This is a genomic window from Stenotrophomonas rhizophila, assembly GCF_000661955.1.
GTDB classification, from domain to species: domain Bacteria; phylum Pseudomonadota; class Gammaproteobacteria; order Xanthomonadales; family Xanthomonadaceae; genus Stenotrophomonas; species Stenotrophomonas rhizophila.
Genome location: NZ_CP007597.1, coordinates 267,727 through 283,718, shown reverse-complemented (window position 1 = coordinate 283,718; position 15,992 = coordinate 267,727). Strand labels below are relative to the sequence as shown.

Here is a 15,992-nt window from a genome sequence, read left to right as displayed (position 1 = left end):
GGTTGGGATCCGCGCCACCACGGTAGATGCCGACCGTTGGTCGGCACGCCGTGACATCGCCAGGTGTTCGTACCGACCAACGGTCGGTACCTACCGGGACGTGGTCGGTATCCGCGCCACCACCGTAGAGGCCGACCGTTGGTCGGCATGGCGTGGCATCGCCGGGTGTTCGTACCGACCAACGGTCGGTACCTACCGGTACGTGGTCGGTATCCGCGCCACCACGGTAGATGCCGACCGTTGGTCGGCATGCCGTGGCATCGCCGGTTACGCGTACCGACCAACGGTCGGTACCTACACCTACTCCTGCGGCGCGGCCGGATCGCGGACCAGATGGATATCGGTCGGCGAGGACAGCGCGATATGCGCCGCCGCGAACTTCTGCAGCATCGTGAAGTACAGGTCGCTGCGCACGCCATACACCGCGCGCGGGCCGGACACGTAGGCGAAGCTGTTGATCGCCACCTGGCCGTTGGCGATCGAATCGATGAACACCGACGGTGCCGGCTCGGCCAGCACGCCCACGTGTTCGCTGTAGCAGTCCAGCAGGATCTGCCGCACCGCCGCCACGTCGGTGCTCAGCGGCACCGCGAACTGGATCTGGATGCGCCCCTGCGCATTGCCCATCGTCATGTTGCGGATGGTCTTGGTGATCAGCTCGGAGTTCGGCACGATCAGGGTGGATTTGTCGCCCACCTGGATCTCGGTGGAGCGCACGCTGATCCGCTTGATGTCCCCTTCCTGGTCGCCCAGCTTCACCCAGTCGCCAATCTTCACCGGGCGCTCGGCCAGCAGGATCAGGCCGGACACGAAGTTCTGGGTGATCGCCTGCAGGCCGAAGCCGATACCCACCGACAGCGCACTGACCACCAGCGCCAGCTTTTCAAAGCCGATGCCCAGCGCGGTCAGCCCCCACAGCACCGCCGCGATGATGCCCAGGTAACGGGTGACGGTGCTGATCGAGTTGCGCGCCCCGGCATCCAGATCGGTCTTGGGCAGGTAGGTGTTGGTCAACCAGTTCTGGAAGGCCTGCATCACCGCCCACACCACCAGGAAGGCCAGCACCGCATACAGCACGCTGCTGGGCTTGAGGGTGGTGGTGCCGATGGTCAGCCCGTTGGACAGCGAGTCCATGGCGCTGAAGAACGTATTGAGGTTGCCGAACGGCGCGGTCAACGCCAGCACCGCCAGCAGGATCACGCCGATGCGCAGCACCGCCGACAGCAGCACGCCGGCCTGTTCCACCTTGGCATCGTTGAGCCCGGTGGTCAGCACGATGCTCTTGCCTACCCGGCTGGTAGGCGACAGCAGCCACAGCGACAGGTCGTCGGCGAACTTGAGCAGCAACGAGGCGGCCAGCAGCACCACCGCGCCCCACACCAGCTGCTGGGCCACGAACAGCGCCAGGTTGAGATAGCCCAGCAGCGTGGCGATCACCGCCGCGGCCACCACCACGTGCCCGGCCAGCCGCGCCAGCACGATCCAGCCGCTCTTGCGCACCGGCGCCTTGGGCTGCTTGGCCCCGGCGTCCACCTGCGCGTCCAGCTTGGCCTGCGCCTCGTCGGTCTGGCGACGGTGCAGGCGCGCCAGCGACACCAGGATGGCCACGATCAGCGCCATGTAGGTGATCGCGATCAAGCCGTCCACCGCCACCGTGGTGATCTCACTGGTGCGCGAGGCGCGGTTGATCTCCACCAGCAGGATGCTCAGGAAGGTCAGCCCGGCCGCGCCCCAGGCGTATTTGCGCAGCCGCCATGCCGCGCTGTCATCCAGGCTCAGCAGGCGCCAGGACGGCCGCTTGGGCACCAGCAGGCAGGCGCTGAGCGCGGTGATGAAGGCCGCCACGAACGTGGCCACCTGGAAGTGCAGCGCCAGCTGCTCCAACCGCGGCGGGATTGCCCCGATGGAGTCCAGCGCAGCCACCAGCACCACCGCCGCGAACCCCGGCAGCAACGTGCCCACCGCCAGCAACCACACCGCCAGCCCGGACCGGCGCAGGCGGCCGTCGGGTGCGCGCTCGGAGGCGGCATAGCGGCGGCCAACGGCGCGCAGCCACAGCCGCAGCGGGAAGAACATCAGCAGCGCCAGCGCCAGCCCGGTCAGCGGCGCGCCCCAGCCGTGTTCGGCAATCGCCTTGCGTGCCGCGGTCTCGCCCAGGCGGTACAGCACCACCAGCCGCGAATAGTCGGCCGGCACGTGCACCGCGAACTGCTTCCACAACGAGGGCGACAGCGGCGAGTTGACCTTGCGCGCCAGGTCCTCGCTGAACTGGGTGACGCGCATCTTCTCGATATCCGCGCCCACCTGCTTGGCGTCGCCGGCCAGCAGCTTGGCCCGTGCAATGGCCGAAGCCAGGTCGCTGCGCTGCTGGTTCAGCGCCTTGCGCTGGGCGGTGATGTCGCGCGCCTCGGTGGTGCCTTCGGCTACCTCGCCCAACTGGGCCACGCGGGCGTCCACCTGCTCCAGCTGCGGTTGCAGGGCGTTGCGCGCCGCATCGGCGTCGCGCTGTACGGCCAATGCGCGGTCGGACAGGGTCTTGAGCGTATCGGGGGTATCGGCACTGTCGAGGGCCGCCTGAATCTGCTTCAGGTCCTTGCCGGCCTGCGCCAGCTGGACGATCGGATCATCGGCAGCGGCATCGTCGCCCTGCGCCAGCGCCAGGGGCGCCACGCTGAGCCAGGCGCAGAACATCAACCAGGCCAGCGGCCGCAGGAAGGAACGGAATGAACGGGAAGACAAGCCGGCGCACCAACAGGATTCGCGCGGACCACCGCGCCTGCGCGAACTATAAACCGGGCTTCGTTCACGCCGGGTATGCGCGCCCGGCCTGCCGCCGTCAGTACTTCAGGCGCAGCTCTTCCACCTGCGGCCGCAGGCTGGCATACCAGTCCTGGAATTCCTCTTCGCTGATCTCATCGGGCGCATACACGGCCACCTCGTCCCAGGCGTGGTCGGTCGGCAGCGGTTGGCGTGGGCCGGCGCGCAGCGAGTACGCCACGCCCTCGTGGTCCACCACGTCCTCGGCCGCCTCCCAGCGCGCGCGGGCAAAGTCGGTCGGGCTCTTGAGCAGGATCACGTGGTACATCGGCACCTCCATCGCAGTGAAAACAGGCAGGCTTCGCCCGCCCACAGAATAGCGCCGCCTGCCGCGCCGGTGCATCACGCACGGGCAACGCAACGTTCTCCACGCCGCGCCTGCGCGGGCTTCACCTACCCGTGGCGGTGGGCGCGGCATGGTGGCTGCACCTTCTCTTCGCGCACCCCATGAACACACACGCCGACCTCAAGACCGTTCCGGACCTCAAGCTGCCGCGCTACCTGGGCACCTGGTATGAAATCGCCCGCCTGCCGATGAAGCACGAGCCCGACGGGTGCACCGATGTGTCGGCCCATTACAGCCTGAAGGAGAACGGCCACGTGGCCGTGCTCAACCGCTGCCGCATGGACGGGGAGATCGAAGAAGCCGAAGGCGAAGCCTGCCCGGTGGACAACGACAGCGCGCGGCTGGAAGTCAGCTTCCTGCCCAAGGGCCTGCGCTGGATTCCCTTCACCAAGGGCGACTACTGGGTGATCCAGGTGGCGCCGGACTACAGCGTCGCACTGGTCGGCAGCCCGGATCGCAAGTACCTGTGGCTGCTGTCGCGCACCCCCACCCTGGATACCACCGTGCAGGATCACTACCTGGCCCAGGCCCGCCAGCAGGGCTTTGATCTGGGGCCGCTGATCCAGACGCCGCATACCGGCCACCCCACCGCCTGAGCCCCGCATGGACCTGAAAAGTGGTTACCCGTTCTGGGCGGTGCGCAACGGGTTGATGCACGCCTTCCCGCCCCTGCGCGACGACCTGCAGTGCGATGTACTGGTGGTGGGCGGCGGGATCACCGGCGCGCTGATCGCCAACGAACTGTGCGCCCACGGCCACGATGTGGCGGTGATCGAACAACGTGACATCGGCTGGGGCAGCACCGCCGCCAGCACCGCGCTGCTGCAGTACGAGATCGACACCCACCTGATCGACCTGGCCCGGCAGTACGGCGAAACCGCCGCCGTACAGGCCTACCAGGCCTGCGCCGACGCGATTCCTGCGTTGCGCGAGGTCGCTCGCGGGCTCAAGGGGGTGGACTGCCATCCCATGCACAGCCTGTACTACGCCAGCAAACGCCGGCACCGCGCGGTGCTGCAGGAAGAATTCGCACTGCGCCAGCGGCATGGCTTCGACGTGCGCTGGCTGGACCGCGACGCGGTCCAGGACGAATTCGGCGTGGACGCGCCGGGCGCCATCCTCAGCGGGCTGGCCGCCCGCGTGGACCCGTACTGCCTGACCTACCGGCTGCTGGCGCGGCTGCAGAAGAACGGCTGCCAGGTGCACGACCGCACCACCCTGGCCACGTTGGTGCCCACCGCACGCGGGGTAACCGCCACCACCGCCGAGGGCGTGCGCATCCGCTGCGGGCACGTGGTGATGGCCGCCGGCTACGCCAACCAGCACTGGCTGAAGCCCTCGGTGGCGCGCAACCGCAGCAGCTACGCCTTCATCACCGACCCGATCCCGGCCGACCTGCTCGGGCCACTGGCCCAGACCATGGTCTGGGAGTCCGCGCGGCCCTACCTGTACATGCGCAGCACCGGCGACCAGCGCCTGCTGATCGGCGGTGAGGACGATGCGGTGGACATTCCGGCCCGGCGCGACCGGCGCGTGGACGCCAAAGCCGCGCGCCTGCTGAAGAAGGTGGGCAAGCTCTTTCCGCACCTGCCGCTGCAGCCGGCCTTCTCCTGGGCCGGCACCTTTGCCGAGACCGCCGACGGCCTGCCCTTCTTCGGTCCCCACCCGCAATGGGGGCCGCGGGTCCTGTTCGGCATGGCCTACGGCGGCAACGGCATCACCTATTCCATGATCGGCGCCGGCCTGTTGCGCGCCCGCATCGAGCGCCGCAGGCACCCGCTGGCCGCGCTGTTCGGGTTCGAGCGGCTGGAGTAAAGTTCCCCTGGAGGCGCTGCCATGACAGGCATCGTTCAAGCAGCCGGTGATAGCGTCAGCGCTGTCGGCGGCCTGCGTGCTGCCCGCCCGTTCCGGAGCCCATCATGATCCGCTCGCTTTCGCTGCTGCTGTGCCTGCTTGCCCCCGGGGTTGCCCTGGCCCAGTCCGCGGCAGGGGCCACCGGCCCGCAATCGGCGACCGGTCTCAACCTGGCGGTCCCGCAGGCGCCCATGCAGTACCTGGGTGATGGCTCGCTGCGCGGCGACCCGCCCGGCACCTTCTACGGCGACAAGAGCGGCCGCCGCCTGAGCGACCGTGGCGCGGCCAACGGCATCGCCGATGTCACCGACGACAAGCTGCGGGTCAACGGCAGCATCACCACCGGCATCGGCTACGCCAAGAACTTCGGCAACACCCATTACAACGCCGCCGAGTTGAACCTCAACAAGAACTACACCACCGACGAAGGCAAGACCCACAACGTCAACGTGAACATCCGCGTCAGCGAGGGCAAGGGTCCGGGCTTCGGCCCCTACGGTGGCTATGGCGGCTATGGCTACGGCCCCGGCCCCGGCTACTGGGACTACCCGCCCCCCTACGGCTGGTGAGGTAACGCACCACAGCGAAACGGCCGGTCACCCCGGCCGTTTCTGCATCCGCGTCACCGGCGGCGCGGGGCTCAGTCCCACCAGCCTTCGCGCTTGCTCGACAACACGCGCCCGTCGTGGCCGCTCATGCGCACTTCCACGCGCTGGTTGCGCGCGTTGCGGGCCTCCAGCTTCCAGGTGGCACCGTCGCGTTCGAAGGACTCCACCTGACGGAAACCGGCCTTCTGGGCCACGGCCAGGATCTGCCCGGCATCGAGCAGGGCGCGGGTGCTGCGCGGGTCGAAGATCTCACCGGTGGCCGGGTCCACGATCACTTCTTCGAAGCTGCCATCGGCACGGGTGACGTCCGCTTCCCACAGGCCGTCATCGCGTTCCAGCTCATGCACCTGGGTGTAGCCGGCGGCGCGCAGCTTGGCCTGTACGTCGGCAGCGCTCAGGTCGGCGGCGAAGGCCGGAGTGGATACCAGCGCGGTGGCAAGGGCGGCGGCCAGGATCAGCGTGTTCATGGGGGATCTCCAGAAAGGGCCGGTCGATTCCGGCACCGCCAGTCTGGCAAGCGCACCTAAGCGGACCATGAGCCCGGCTGTTAGGGAATGTTTAGACGGGCGGCGTATACCGTGTGGCATGTCCATGACCGCCTCCCTGTTGCTTCCCGTGCTGCTGGCGTTGAGCCCGCAGGAGCCCGTGCGCGTGCACGACGGCGGCAGCCGCCAGCAGGAGGCGGTGCGCCAGGCCGTGCGCCAGGGCCGGCTGGTGCCGCTGCAGCAGGTGGTGGCCGACGCGCTGCGCCGCTACCCCGGCAAGCTGGTGGAAGTGGAACTGGACGACGGCAAGTACGAGATCGAGATCCTGGGCGCCAACGGCGTGGTGATGGAGCTGGATTACGATGCAGCTACCGGGCGCCTGTTGAAGATGGAAGAAGATTGATGCGGATCCTGCTTGCCGAGGACGATGCCCTGCTGGCCAACCGGCTGCAGGCCCTGCTGGAAGAGGCCGGCTACCTGGTGCTGCACAGCGCCGAGGGCCGCCAGGCTGAGGAGCTGGGCCAGATCGAGGACATCGCCGCGGCGGTGGTCGACCTGGGCCTGCCCGGGCTGGATGGCCTGAGCATCATCGAGCGCTGGCGCCAGGCCGGGCGCGGCTTCCCGGTGCTGGTGCTGACCGCCCGGGCGCGCTGGCACGACAAGCTGGCCGGCTTCGATGCCGGGGCCGACGACTACCTGACCAAACCGTTCCAGCCCGAAGAACTGCTGCTGCGCCTGCGTGCGCTGATCCGGCGCAGCGCCGGCCATGCCAGCCCGCGCCTGCAATGCGGGCCACTGCTGCTGGACGTCAACGCCGGCCGCTTCGAGCTGGACGGCGAGCTGCTGCACCTGAGCCCGCAGGAGCAGCGCATCCTGAGCTACTTCCTGCACCACCCCGACGTGGTGATCAGCCGCTCGCGGTTGGGCGAGCACGTGTACGAAGCCGGCTTCGATCCCGATTCCAACACGCTGGACGTGCTGATCGGGCGGATCCGCCGCAAGCTGGGCAGCGACCTCATCCACACCCATCGCGGGCAGGGCTTCCGCCTGTCGGCACAGCCATGAATACCGGCTCGCTGCGTACCCGCCTGCTGCTCGCCGGTGGCGTGGGCCTGGTACTGGTGTCGGCGCTGGCCACCTGGTGGCTGGGGGCGATGTACGAGCGTTCGGCACGCAGCGCGCTGGACCAGCGCCTGGGCAACGAACTGATCGCGGTGCTGGCGCTGGCCGAAAGCGATGCACAGGGCCGCCTGCAGCTGCGCCGTGAATTGTTCGACGAGCGCTACCAGCGCGTGTTTTCCGGTACCTATTGGCAGGTGCAGGACGCCAAGGGCCAGCCGCTGGGGCAATCGCGCTCGTTGTGGGACGAAACCCTGGCCACCCCGGCGACGCTGCGCACCGGGCCCGCGCAGGCCTTCGACACCACCGGCCCACTGCATGCCCCGTTGCGTGCACTGGCCCAGCAGGTCACGTTGCCGCGGGTGCCCACGCCGCTGCGCGTGGTGGTGGCCACCGACCGCAGCGATCTGGATGCCCAGGTCAGCGCGTTCCGCCAGCGCACGGCCCTGGCGCTGGCCGTGCTGGTTGCGCTGTGGTTCGCGGTGCTGGTCACCCAGGTGCATTACGGCCTGCGCCCGCTGGCCGAACTGAGCCGCATCGCCGGCCAGGTCCGCAACGGTGAAAACGTGCGCTTTCCGCAGCAGGGGCTGGTCAGGGAAGTGGCGCCGCTGGCGGTGCAGCTCAACGACCTGCTGGACCACCATCAGCGCATGGTGGTGCGTGCGCGCCGCAGTGCCGAGGACCTCGCCCACGCCTTGAAGACCCCGCTGACGGTGCTGATGACCGAAGCCGAGGGCGATGGCAGCGACTGGCGCCAGACCCTGCGCAGCGAAACCGCGCGCATGCAGGCCAGCATCGAACGTTACCTGGCGGCCGGGATCGGTGCCGACAGCCAGCAGCGCACCGTGGTGGCCCCGGTGATGGGCGCGCTGTGCAGCCTGATGCAGCGCGTGCACAACGAACGCGGGCTGGTGTTCGAACAGGACCCCGATGCGCAGGGCCTGTTTGCCGGTGCGCGCGAAGACTTGGAGGAAATGCTCGGCAACCTGCTCGACAACGCCGGCAAGTGGGCCGCGCATACGGTGCGTGTCAGCGTGCGCCACGTCGGTAATGAACTGCACATCCGCGTGGAGGACGACGGCCCGGGGCTGCCCGACGCGGAGCTGCAACACGTGCTGGAGCGTGGCGTGCGCCTGGACGAGCGTGCCTCCAGCAACGGCCTGGGCCTGGCGATCGTGGCCGACATTGCCGAGAGTTACGGCGGCAGTTTGGTGCTGGCAAATACGCACCCGGGACTGCGCGCGACGTTGACGCTGCCGGCGGGCTGACCGGCGGTGGTCCTACCGGCCCCAAATGCGCGTAGAGCCGACCGTTGGTCGGCTGCATTTCACGAACAACCAAAAGCGTCCGTACTGGTAGAGCCGACCGTTGGTCGGCTGCGTTTCGCGAAAAACCGAACGTACCCGTGCTGGTAGAGCCGACCGTTGGTCGGCTGCACTTTGCGAACAACCGAATGCCCGTGGTGTACGTCAGCCGACCAACGGTCGGCTCTACCCGGCCCCTACGGGACGCTCGTATGGTCGGCTGCACTTCGCGAACAACCGAATGCCCGTGGTGTACGTCAGCCGACCAACGGTCGGCTCTACCCGGGGCTGAAATCGCGGACGCTCGTATGGTCGGCTGCGTTTCGCGAACAAACGAACGCGCCCATGGTGCGCGTCAGCCGACCAACGGTCGGCTCTACCGGGAGTGGTGCATCCACCAGCAATCGATGGCGTCCAGCACGATGTGGATGATCAGGCCGATGCCGAACAACCGTGTTTTCTTCGGCACGCACAGGCCCGCATACACCGCAATCGCCGGCGCGGTGTGCAACGGATGGAAGCCGATGCTGCAGCGGTTCGGGGCGTAGATCGGGTCGGCCAGCAGGTGGTCCAGGTCGATGATCCAGCCCAGCAACAGCAGCGCCCACGCCGACAAGAAACGCTTGCGCCAGAACATCCACGCCAGCAACGCCGGCACGGCGGCATGCAGGAACAGATGGAAGATCGCGCGTGCGCTCATGAGCCGGCTGCCGTGTTGAAAAAGGAAACCAAGCCGCTACGTAGCGCCGGGCTCTGCCCGGCGGTATGCCCGGCAACGGGAAGCGCGGCGCAGCAAGCAGCCGGGCAGAGCCCGGCGCTACGCGGGTGCCGCTGGCTCAGGCCAGCGGCTCGTCGGACAGGTAGGTGTACCCGGTCAGGCCCGCTTCCAGCGCGTCGGACAGCTCCTGCGCGCGCTCCGGCGACAGCTTCGCTGCCGCCACGCGTTCGGCATAGCTGGCACGCAGATCGGCCAGGCTGTAGCCCACGTAGTCCAGCATCACGTCGGTGGTGTCGCCGCGGCGCTGCTGGGTGATCGCGTAGCCATCGGCATCGGCCAGCACTTCCACCGCGTCGGTGTCACCGAACAGGTTGTGGATGTCGCCCAGGATTTCCTGGTACGCGCCGACCATGAAGAAGGCGATGCGGTAGCTCTCGCCCGGGTTCAGCGCGTGCAGCGGCAGCGAGCTGTCCAGGCTCTCGTTCTCGACGTAGGTCTTGACCATGCCATCGGAATCGCAGGTCATGTCGGCGATGATGCCGCGGCGCTGCGGCGCCTCGTTCAGGCGCTCGATCGGCACGATCGGGAACACCTGGTCGATCGCCCACGCATCGGGAATCGACTCGAACACGCTGAAATTGACGAAATACTTGTCCACCAGGCGCTCGTTCAACTCGTCCAGCGCCGGGCGATGGCTCTTCTCGTCGTAGCTCAGGCGCGCACGCACCGCATGGGCGATGGCGTAGAACAGGTCATCGATGCGCGCCCGCTGCGGCAGGTCGATCTGGCCCAGCGCATAGCTGGACAGGCCTTCGGCATGGAAGTGCTGGGCTTCCTGGAACAGCTCCACCGCCGGGCGCTCGTCCAGCTCGGCGTGGATCTCGCGCAGGTGGCGGATCGCCGCCGGTTCGTCGTCGTGCTGGTCCGGCACGCGGCCTTCCTGCGCCTCTTCCACTTCGGACACGTTGGCAATCAGCACCGCGTGGTGCGCGGTCATGGCGCGGCCGCACTCGGTGACGATCCGCGGCGGGGTCAGGCCGTGTTCTTCGCAGGCATTGGCCAGCGGCTGCACGATGTTGCTGGCGTACGAATTGAGCCCATAGTTGATCGAGCAGAAGCTGCGCGAGCGGGTGCCTTCGTAATCCACGCCCAGGCCGCCGCCCACGTCCACGTGGGTGATCTTCGCACCCAGGCGCGACAGTTCCACGAAGTAGCGGGTGGCTTCGCGCATGCCGTTGGCGATGTCGCGCACGTTGGAGATCTGCGAGCCCATGTGGAAATGCAGCAGGCTCAGGCAGTCGGCGTACTCGGTGTCGCGCAGCGACTTCCACAGGTCCAGCAGCTGGCGCGGGGACAGGCCGAACTTGGCCTTGTCGCCGCCACTGTTCTGCCACTTGCCCGCGCCCAGCGAGGCCAGGCGCATGCGCACGCCCAGGCCCGGCTTCACATCCAGCGCCTTGGATTCCTCCAGCACCAGCTTCAGCTCGGACGGCTTCTCGATCACGATGAAGGTCTGCAGGCCCAGCTTGCGGCCGATCAGGGCCAGGCGGATGTACTCGCGGTCCTTGTAGCCATTGCAGACAATCAGCCCGCCCGGGCGCGACAGCGCCAGCACGGCCATCAGCTCGGGCTTGCTGCCCGCTTCCAGGCCGAAGCCCTCGCCATGGTGGCTGGCCAGGGTGCCGGCCACGCCACGGTGCTGGTTGACCTTGATCGGGTACACGGCGGTGTAGCCACCTGGGTACTCCCAGTCGGCCTGGGCCTGCGCGAACGCGGCCTGCAGCTTGCCCAGGCGCTGGCCCAGGATGTCCGGGAAGCGCACCAGCAGCGGCAGCTTGGCACCGGCCTCGCGGGCGGCGTCCACGATCTTGGGCAAGGACACCACCGGGCCGTCCTGGCCAGTCGGTCTCACCACCATGTGTCCTGCCTGATCCACGTCGAAGTAGCCATCCGCCCAATGCGGAATCGAGTAGGTCTTGCGGGCTTGGTCGAGGGACCAATCGGTCATTTCAGTGGGCCTGGTTGGTAAAAAAGGGGGTGCATGATAACGCCTATGTGGCGACAGCTCCGTTATCATGCGCGCCCGCGCCCGTGCTCAGGCTTCAAACCTGAACGGGCAACCCGTCCGGACGTGGCTTGCGCCACGCGGCACCGCCGCCAGCCCGGCTCCAATACCCTTCCGAACAGGACTGCTATTCCATGACTGACAACAACAACTGGTACATCGAGCATTTCGAGCGCACCGGCTCGGCCATCGGCTACCGCCTGACCGGCAAGCTGGACGAAGTGCAGTCGCCGTTCCAGAAGATCGAGATCTTCGCGACCACCGACTGGGGCAACCTGATGACCATCGATGGCGCCATCATGCTGACCAGCAAGGACAACTTCTTCTATCACGAGATGATCAGCCACCCGGTGCTGTTCACCCACGCCGCGCCCAAGCGCGTGGTGATCATCGGCGGCGGCGACTGCGGCACCCTGCGCGAAGTGCTCAAGCACCCGGGCGTGGAGAGCGTGACCCAGTGCGACATCGACGAGCAGGTCACCGTGATGGCCCGCAAGCACTTCCCGGAACTGTGCGATTCCAACGACGACCCGCGCGCCGAGCTGATGTTCGATGACGGCGTGGCCTACATGGCCAACTGCCCGGCCGGCAGCGTGGACGTGGTGATCGTGGACTCCACCGACCCGGTGGGCCCGGGCGAAGGCCTGTTCAACAAGGCCTTCTACGAGAGCTGCTTCAAGGCCCTGAAGGACGACGGCATCCTGGTGCAGCAGTCCGAATCGCCGCTGATGCAGCTGGACCTGATCAACGAAATGCGCACCGAGATGGGCAAGGCGGGCTTCGGCTCGTTCAAGACCCTGCCGTTCCCGCAGCCGTGCTACCCGACCGGCTGGTGGAGCGTGACCCTGGCCCGCAAGGGCGAGAGCAGCTTCGACTTCCGCCAGGCCGATGCGGCCGCCAAGTCGTTCGATACGCTGTACTACACCGCCGCGCTGCACACCGGCGTGCTGGTGACCCCGCCGTTCGTGGCGGCGGCCCTGAAGGGCTGATGCGGTAAGCGCCGGTGTCGATCGTTGCCGCGCTGCGCGCGGCCAGCCGACCAACGGTCGGCTCTACCGGTCGCCTTCGGCCCCGGTGTTGATCGGCCGGCCCCGGCAATGAAGGGGTAGGCACCGACCGTTGGTCGGTGCGCCCTGAAACCGCGATGCATGCGGACAAACAAAAAACCCGCGCTGGCAACAGCGCGGGTTTTTTGTACCCGGTAGTGCCGGCCGCTGGCCGGCAACCCCATGAACCGCCGGCCTCAGATCGCCCAGATCCCGGCAATCACGGCCAGCACCAGGCCCCACTTGATCACCTGGTAGGCCACCACGCTGCGCTCGCGCAGCGCCTTGGCCTTCAGCCGCACCTTATACACCCCGCCAAATGCCTTGTTGACCCCACCGGTGGGGTCGCCCGGCAGGTTCGGCGAGGCGCCACCGGCCAGCAGCGTGGATGCCACCGCGCGATTGAACAGGCCCGGCAGGCCGAAGCGCAGCGGGCGGGCGATGTCGCAGAACAGGATCACCCGGTCATCGGGCGTCTCGTTGTGCGCGTGGTGGATGTAGGTCTCATCGAACATCATCCACTCGCCATCGCGCCAGCTCTTCTTGATGCCATCCACCACGATGTAGCAGCCATCGTCGTTGGGCGTGGTCAGGCCCAGGTGCAGGCGCAGCGAACCGGCGAACGGGTCGCGGTGCGGGCGCAGCTCGCTGCCCGAGGGCAACTGGGCGAACATCGCCGCGCGCACGTCCGGCAGCGATTCCAGCAGCGCGGTGGTCTTCGGGCACAGCGTCTTGGCCGACGGGTGCGACGGGCCGTACCACTTCAGGTAGAAGCGCTTCCAGCCGCGGCGGAAGAACGAATTGAAGCCGGCATCGTTGAACGTGCTGGACGCGGCGATCTTGTCCGCATCGCGCAGCGCCAGCGCCTCGTCGCGGATCATCTGCCAGTTCTGGCGCAACGGTTCCAGCTGCGGGAATTCCTTGCCCGGGTCCAGGAACGGCGTGGTCGGCACCTTCGAGAACATGTACATGATCACGTTGATGGGGGCCATGAAGCTGGAGTGGTCCAGCAGCTGCCGCGACCAGCGCGCGCGCACCTTGCCGCGGAAATGGATATACAGCACGCAGGCGATGAACAGCGCTGCCAGCACGATCTTGGTCATCAGTCTTCCTCCGGCAGGGCCGGAACCGAAACGTGGGGGCGATGCACGGCAGAAACCGGCACCGGTAAGGCGTCAGGGGGCGGGGACGTGCCAGAGAGGGGCGGCCGCCCATGTCGCGATCAACAGCGTATGGTCGGCACCGGGTGCGCCGGGGTCAAGCGGGCGGTGGGACACGTTCAGCGCGCCGTGCCTGAACGCGCGGCCTAGACTACCCCGATGCACCGCCACCCCGTCACCGCCGCCTACCCGCCCCTCAGCGAGGCCTACCAAGGCTTTTTCGACCCCGTGGCCGGCGTGCAGGCACCCCGCATGTGCCGGATCGACGGCCCGGACGGCCCGCTGCACCTGGATCGCCACGGCCCGCCCGACGCCGGGCTCACCGTCATCCTGGTGCACGGTGCCGGCGGCTACGGGCGGATGTTCGCGCCGCTGGCCCAGCGCCTGGCGGTGGGCAGGTACGAGGTGCTGGCGCCGGACCTGCCCGGCTACGGGCTCAGCGGCGGGGCGTGGACGCAGGTGGACTACGCCGCGTGGAAACGCGCGTTGCTGGCGTTGATCGAAGCCGAGCATGCGCGGCGACCGCGTCCCATCGTGCTGCTGGGTGCCAGCATCGGTGGCTACCTGGCCTACCTCGTAGCTGCCGAATCGCCTTGGGTGCGCGGCTTGGCCGTGACCACCCTGGCCGACCCGCGCGACCCGCAGGTGCAGGCCGCGCTGGTGCGCCGCCCCTGGATGCGCGCCCTGCTGCCGGCCCTGCGCCCGTTGAGCCGGCTGACCCGTGGGCTGCGCCTGCCGGTGCGCTGGTTCACCCACATGGACCGTATGTCACGCGATCCCGCCCTGACCGCGCTGGTCTGCCGCGACCCGCTCGGCGGCGGCAACCGGGTCCCGCTGGGCCTGCTCGCGTCCCTCTTCGACACCGCCCCCGCCGTGGAGCCGGAGCAGTTCGACCGCTGCCCGGTGCTCATGGTCCACCCGGCCTGCGATGCCTGGACACCCGTGGCGATCAGCGACCGCTTCTTCGACCGGCTGGCCACGCCCCGCGAGCGGGTGCTGCTGGACCAGTGCGGTCATTTCCCGATCGAGTCCCCCGGCGTTGACCAGCTGCGCCACGCACTGCTGGCGTTCCTTGAACGCATTGCCCGGTCGGACGTTCCCGCAAGCACTTGATCGAGAACGAAATTCTAGCGAGTGATACAGAATTGTCCGATTCTGCGTGACGAACTGTTCCACCCCCGGCTACGACATTTCTCCGACATTCTCTGGATTGGTGTACTGGTGAGTATTAAAATTAACGAAATCTTGATACCCACCCCTCCCCAGTAGCAGCACCGGTACGCCTGACGCTTTGCGCCGACCACCGGGTCGCCCAAAGAACGCCATGAATACTCCTGTTGCTTCGTGTGTCGGCACCGACACCGCCCCGGCCGAGCTGCTCAAGCGCGGCGAACGCCTGCTTGAACCGGACGTCTACCGCACCTGCCTCAACGGCCAGCAGGCCGTGGTGAAGGACTACACCCGTTACCGCGGCACGCCGCTGTCGCCGGTGGCGCGCCTGCTGGTGCGCCGCGAGGCCCGCATCCTGCAGCGCCTGAGTGGCTGGAAGCATGCCCCGGCCCTGCTGGGCACCATCGGCGGGCTGGCGCTGGGCATGGAGTTCATTCCCGGCCAGACCCTGAGCGCGGCCCAGTCGGTGGGCGTGGAGGTGTTCGAGCAGCTGCAGTACGCCCTCACCCGCCTGCATGCGGCCGGCATCACCCACAACGATCTGCACGGCACCAACGTGATGGTCAGCGGCGGGGTACCGGTGCTGGTGGACTTCACCTCGGCCTGGCGCAGCCCGCGCTGGCTGCCGGTGCACCCGGTGTCGCGCCAGCTGCGCCGCAGCGACATGAAGAACCTGCTGAAGATGCGCCAGCGCCTGACCGGCCTGACGCCCACGCCGTCGCAGGCCGCGCTGGTGGCCGACCCGCGCTGGGTGGCCAGCCTGCGCGTGGGCTGGAAGCGCTTCTACCGCTGGTTCAAGGGCCACGCATAACCCGGCCGCTGTTCCCCGCCGGCCGGGCGCGCTGCCCGGCCATGCCAACCCGACCCGACCCGCCTACAGCGCAACATAACGTAGTGCCGGGCTATGCCCGGCAAACCAACTTACAGCGCGTCAGCGTCCAGCTCACCGGTGCGGATGCGCACCACGCTGCCCAGGTCGTACACGAACACCTTGCCGTCGCCGATCTTGCCGGTGCCGGCGGCCTTCACGATGGCCTCCACCACTTCCTCGACCTGGCCATCGGTGACGGCCACCTCGATCTTCACCTTGGGCAGGAAGTCGACCACGTACTCCGCGCCGCGGTACAGCTCGGTATGTCCCTTCTGGCGCCCGAAGCCTTTCACCTCGGTGACCGTGATCCCGGTGACGCCGCGCTCGGCCAGTGCTTCGCGCACATCGTCGAGTTTGAACGGCTTGAGCACCGCCATGACCATCTTCATTCTGCTTGGCTCCTGTATTCCGGCGAGCGAGGATAACGCC

General features: G+C 67.9%; 16 protein-coding genes. 9 read left to right on the top strand and 7 right to left on the bottom strand.

Annotated features, from left to right (window positions below):
- Positions 1-300: 300 nt before the first annotated feature.
- Positions 301-2,691 carry a DUF3772 domain-containing protein gene (locus DX03_RS01170; protein WP_038685753.1) on the bottom strand — a complete coding sequence of 797 codons (2,391 nt, stop codon included), beginning with the start codon at positions 2,689-2,691 and terminating at the stop codon, positions 301-303.
- A 145-nt stretch (positions 2,692-2,836) separates the two neighbouring features.
- On the bottom strand, positions 2,837-3,085 hold the full coding sequence (locus DX03_RS01165) for a hypothetical protein (protein WP_038691707.1): 249 nt from the start codon (positions 3,083-3,085) through the stop codon (positions 2,837-2,839).
- A 179-nt stretch (positions 3,086-3,264) separates the two neighbouring features.
- On the opposite strand from DX03_RS01165, the gene DX03_RS01160 reads away from it, so the two are divergent.
- From DX03_RS01160 to DX03_RS01150, 3 genes are all read left to right on the top strand, one after another.
- Positions 3,265-3,759, top strand: coding sequence for a lipocalin family protein (locus DX03_RS01160; protein WP_038685752.1), 495 nt, complete (start codon positions 3,265-3,267; stop codon positions 3,757-3,759).
- Positions 3,760-3,766: 7 nt separating this feature from the next.
- Complete coding sequence (locus DX03_RS01155; RefSeq protein WP_038685751.1) at positions 3,767-4,978, top strand: NAD(P)/FAD-dependent oxidoreductase; 1,212 nt, start codon at positions 3,767-3,769, stop codon at positions 4,976-4,978.
- Between the two features lie 104 nt (positions 4,979-5,082).
- Positions 5,083-5,586 (top strand): hypothetical protein, encoded by a 504-nt coding sequence (locus DX03_RS01150; RefSeq protein ID WP_038685750.1) that lies wholly within the window; start codon positions 5,083-5,085, stop codon positions 5,584-5,586.
- Between the two features lie 71 nt (positions 5,587-5,657).
- On the opposite strand, the gene DX03_RS01145 is transcribed toward DX03_RS01150, so the two are convergent.
- Positions 5,658-6,092, bottom strand: coding sequence for a PepSY domain-containing protein (locus DX03_RS01145; protein WP_038685749.1), 435 nt, complete (start codon positions 6,090-6,092; stop codon positions 5,658-5,660).
- 124 nt (positions 6,093-6,216) lie between these two features.
- On the opposite strand from DX03_RS01145, the gene DX03_RS01140 reads away from it, so the two are divergent.
- Genes DX03_RS01140 through DX03_RS01130 form a run of 3 tightly spaced genes read left to right on the top strand, consistent with a single transcriptional unit; the run spans position 6,217 to position 8,497 of the window.
- A complete protein-coding gene (locus DX03_RS01140; RefSeq protein WP_038685748.1) occupies positions 6,217-6,513 on the top strand; it encodes a PepSY domain-containing protein in 297 nt (98 codons plus the stop codon).
- On the top strand, positions 6,513-7,175 hold the full coding sequence (locus DX03_RS01135) for a response regulator transcription factor (protein WP_038685747.1): 663 nt from the start codon (positions 6,513-6,515) through the stop codon (positions 7,173-7,175). Before DX03_RS01140 ends, DX03_RS01135 begins: the two co-directional genes overlap by 1 nt.
- Entirely contained in the window at positions 7,172-8,497 is a 1,326-nt protein-coding gene (locus DX03_RS01130; protein ID WP_038685746.1) for a sensor histidine kinase, read from the top strand. Before DX03_RS01135 ends, DX03_RS01130 begins: the two co-directional genes overlap by 4 nt.
- A 412-nt stretch (positions 8,498-8,909) precedes the next feature.
- On the opposite strand, the gene DX03_RS01125 is transcribed toward DX03_RS01130, so the two are convergent.
- Together DX03_RS01125 and speA are read right to left on the bottom strand one after the other, a co-directional pair.
- Positions 8,910-9,233, bottom strand: a complete 324-nt coding sequence (locus tag DX03_RS01125) for a DUF6122 family protein (RefSeq protein WP_038685745.1) — start codon at positions 9,231-9,233, stop codon at positions 8,910-8,912.
- Between the two features lie 136 nt (positions 9,234-9,369).
- Positions 9,370-11,259 (bottom strand): arginine decarboxylase, encoded by a 1,890-nt coding sequence (speA, locus tag DX03_RS01120; protein ID WP_038685744.1) that lies wholly within the window; start codon positions 11,257-11,259, stop codon positions 9,370-9,372.
- Between the two features lie 191 nt (positions 11,260-11,450).
- On the opposite strand from speA, the gene speE reads away from it, so the two are divergent.
- Complete coding sequence (gene speE, locus DX03_RS01115; RefSeq protein ID WP_038685743.1) at positions 11,451-12,305, top strand: polyamine aminopropyltransferase; 855 nt, start codon at positions 11,451-11,453, stop codon at positions 12,303-12,305.
- Positions 12,306-12,559: 254 nt separating this feature from the next.
- Here the strand turns inward: speE and DX03_RS01110 are convergent, their stop codons facing one another.
- The gene (locus DX03_RS01110) at positions 12,560-13,465 is read right to left on the bottom strand and encodes an aspartyl/asparaginyl beta-hydroxylase domain-containing protein (RefSeq protein ID WP_038685742.1); all 906 of its coding nucleotides are present in this window, start codon (positions 13,463-13,465) and stop codon (positions 12,560-12,562) included.
- Positions 13,466-13,681: 216 nt separating this feature from the next.
- Between DX03_RS01110 and DX03_RS01105 the strand changes: the two genes are divergently transcribed.
- The gene (locus tag DX03_RS01105; protein ID WP_038685741.1) at positions 13,682-14,635 is read left to right on the top strand and encodes an alpha/beta hydrolase; all 954 of its coding nucleotides are present in this window, start codon (positions 13,682-13,684) and stop codon (positions 14,633-14,635) included.
- A 211-nt stretch (positions 14,636-14,846) separates the two neighbouring features.
- Positions 14,847-15,503, top strand: coding sequence for an RIO1 family regulatory kinase/ATPase domain-containing protein (locus tag DX03_RS01100; RefSeq protein WP_038685740.1), 657 nt, complete (start codon positions 14,847-14,849; stop codon positions 15,501-15,503).
- 110 nt (positions 15,504-15,613) lie between these two features.
- Here DX03_RS01100 and DX03_RS01095 read toward each other — a convergent pair whose 3' ends face one another.
- On the bottom strand, positions 15,614-15,952 hold the full coding sequence (locus tag DX03_RS01095; protein WP_038685739.1) for a P-II family nitrogen regulator: 339 nt from the start codon (positions 15,950-15,952) through the stop codon (positions 15,614-15,616).
- Positions 15,953-15,992 lie beyond the last annotated feature (40 nt).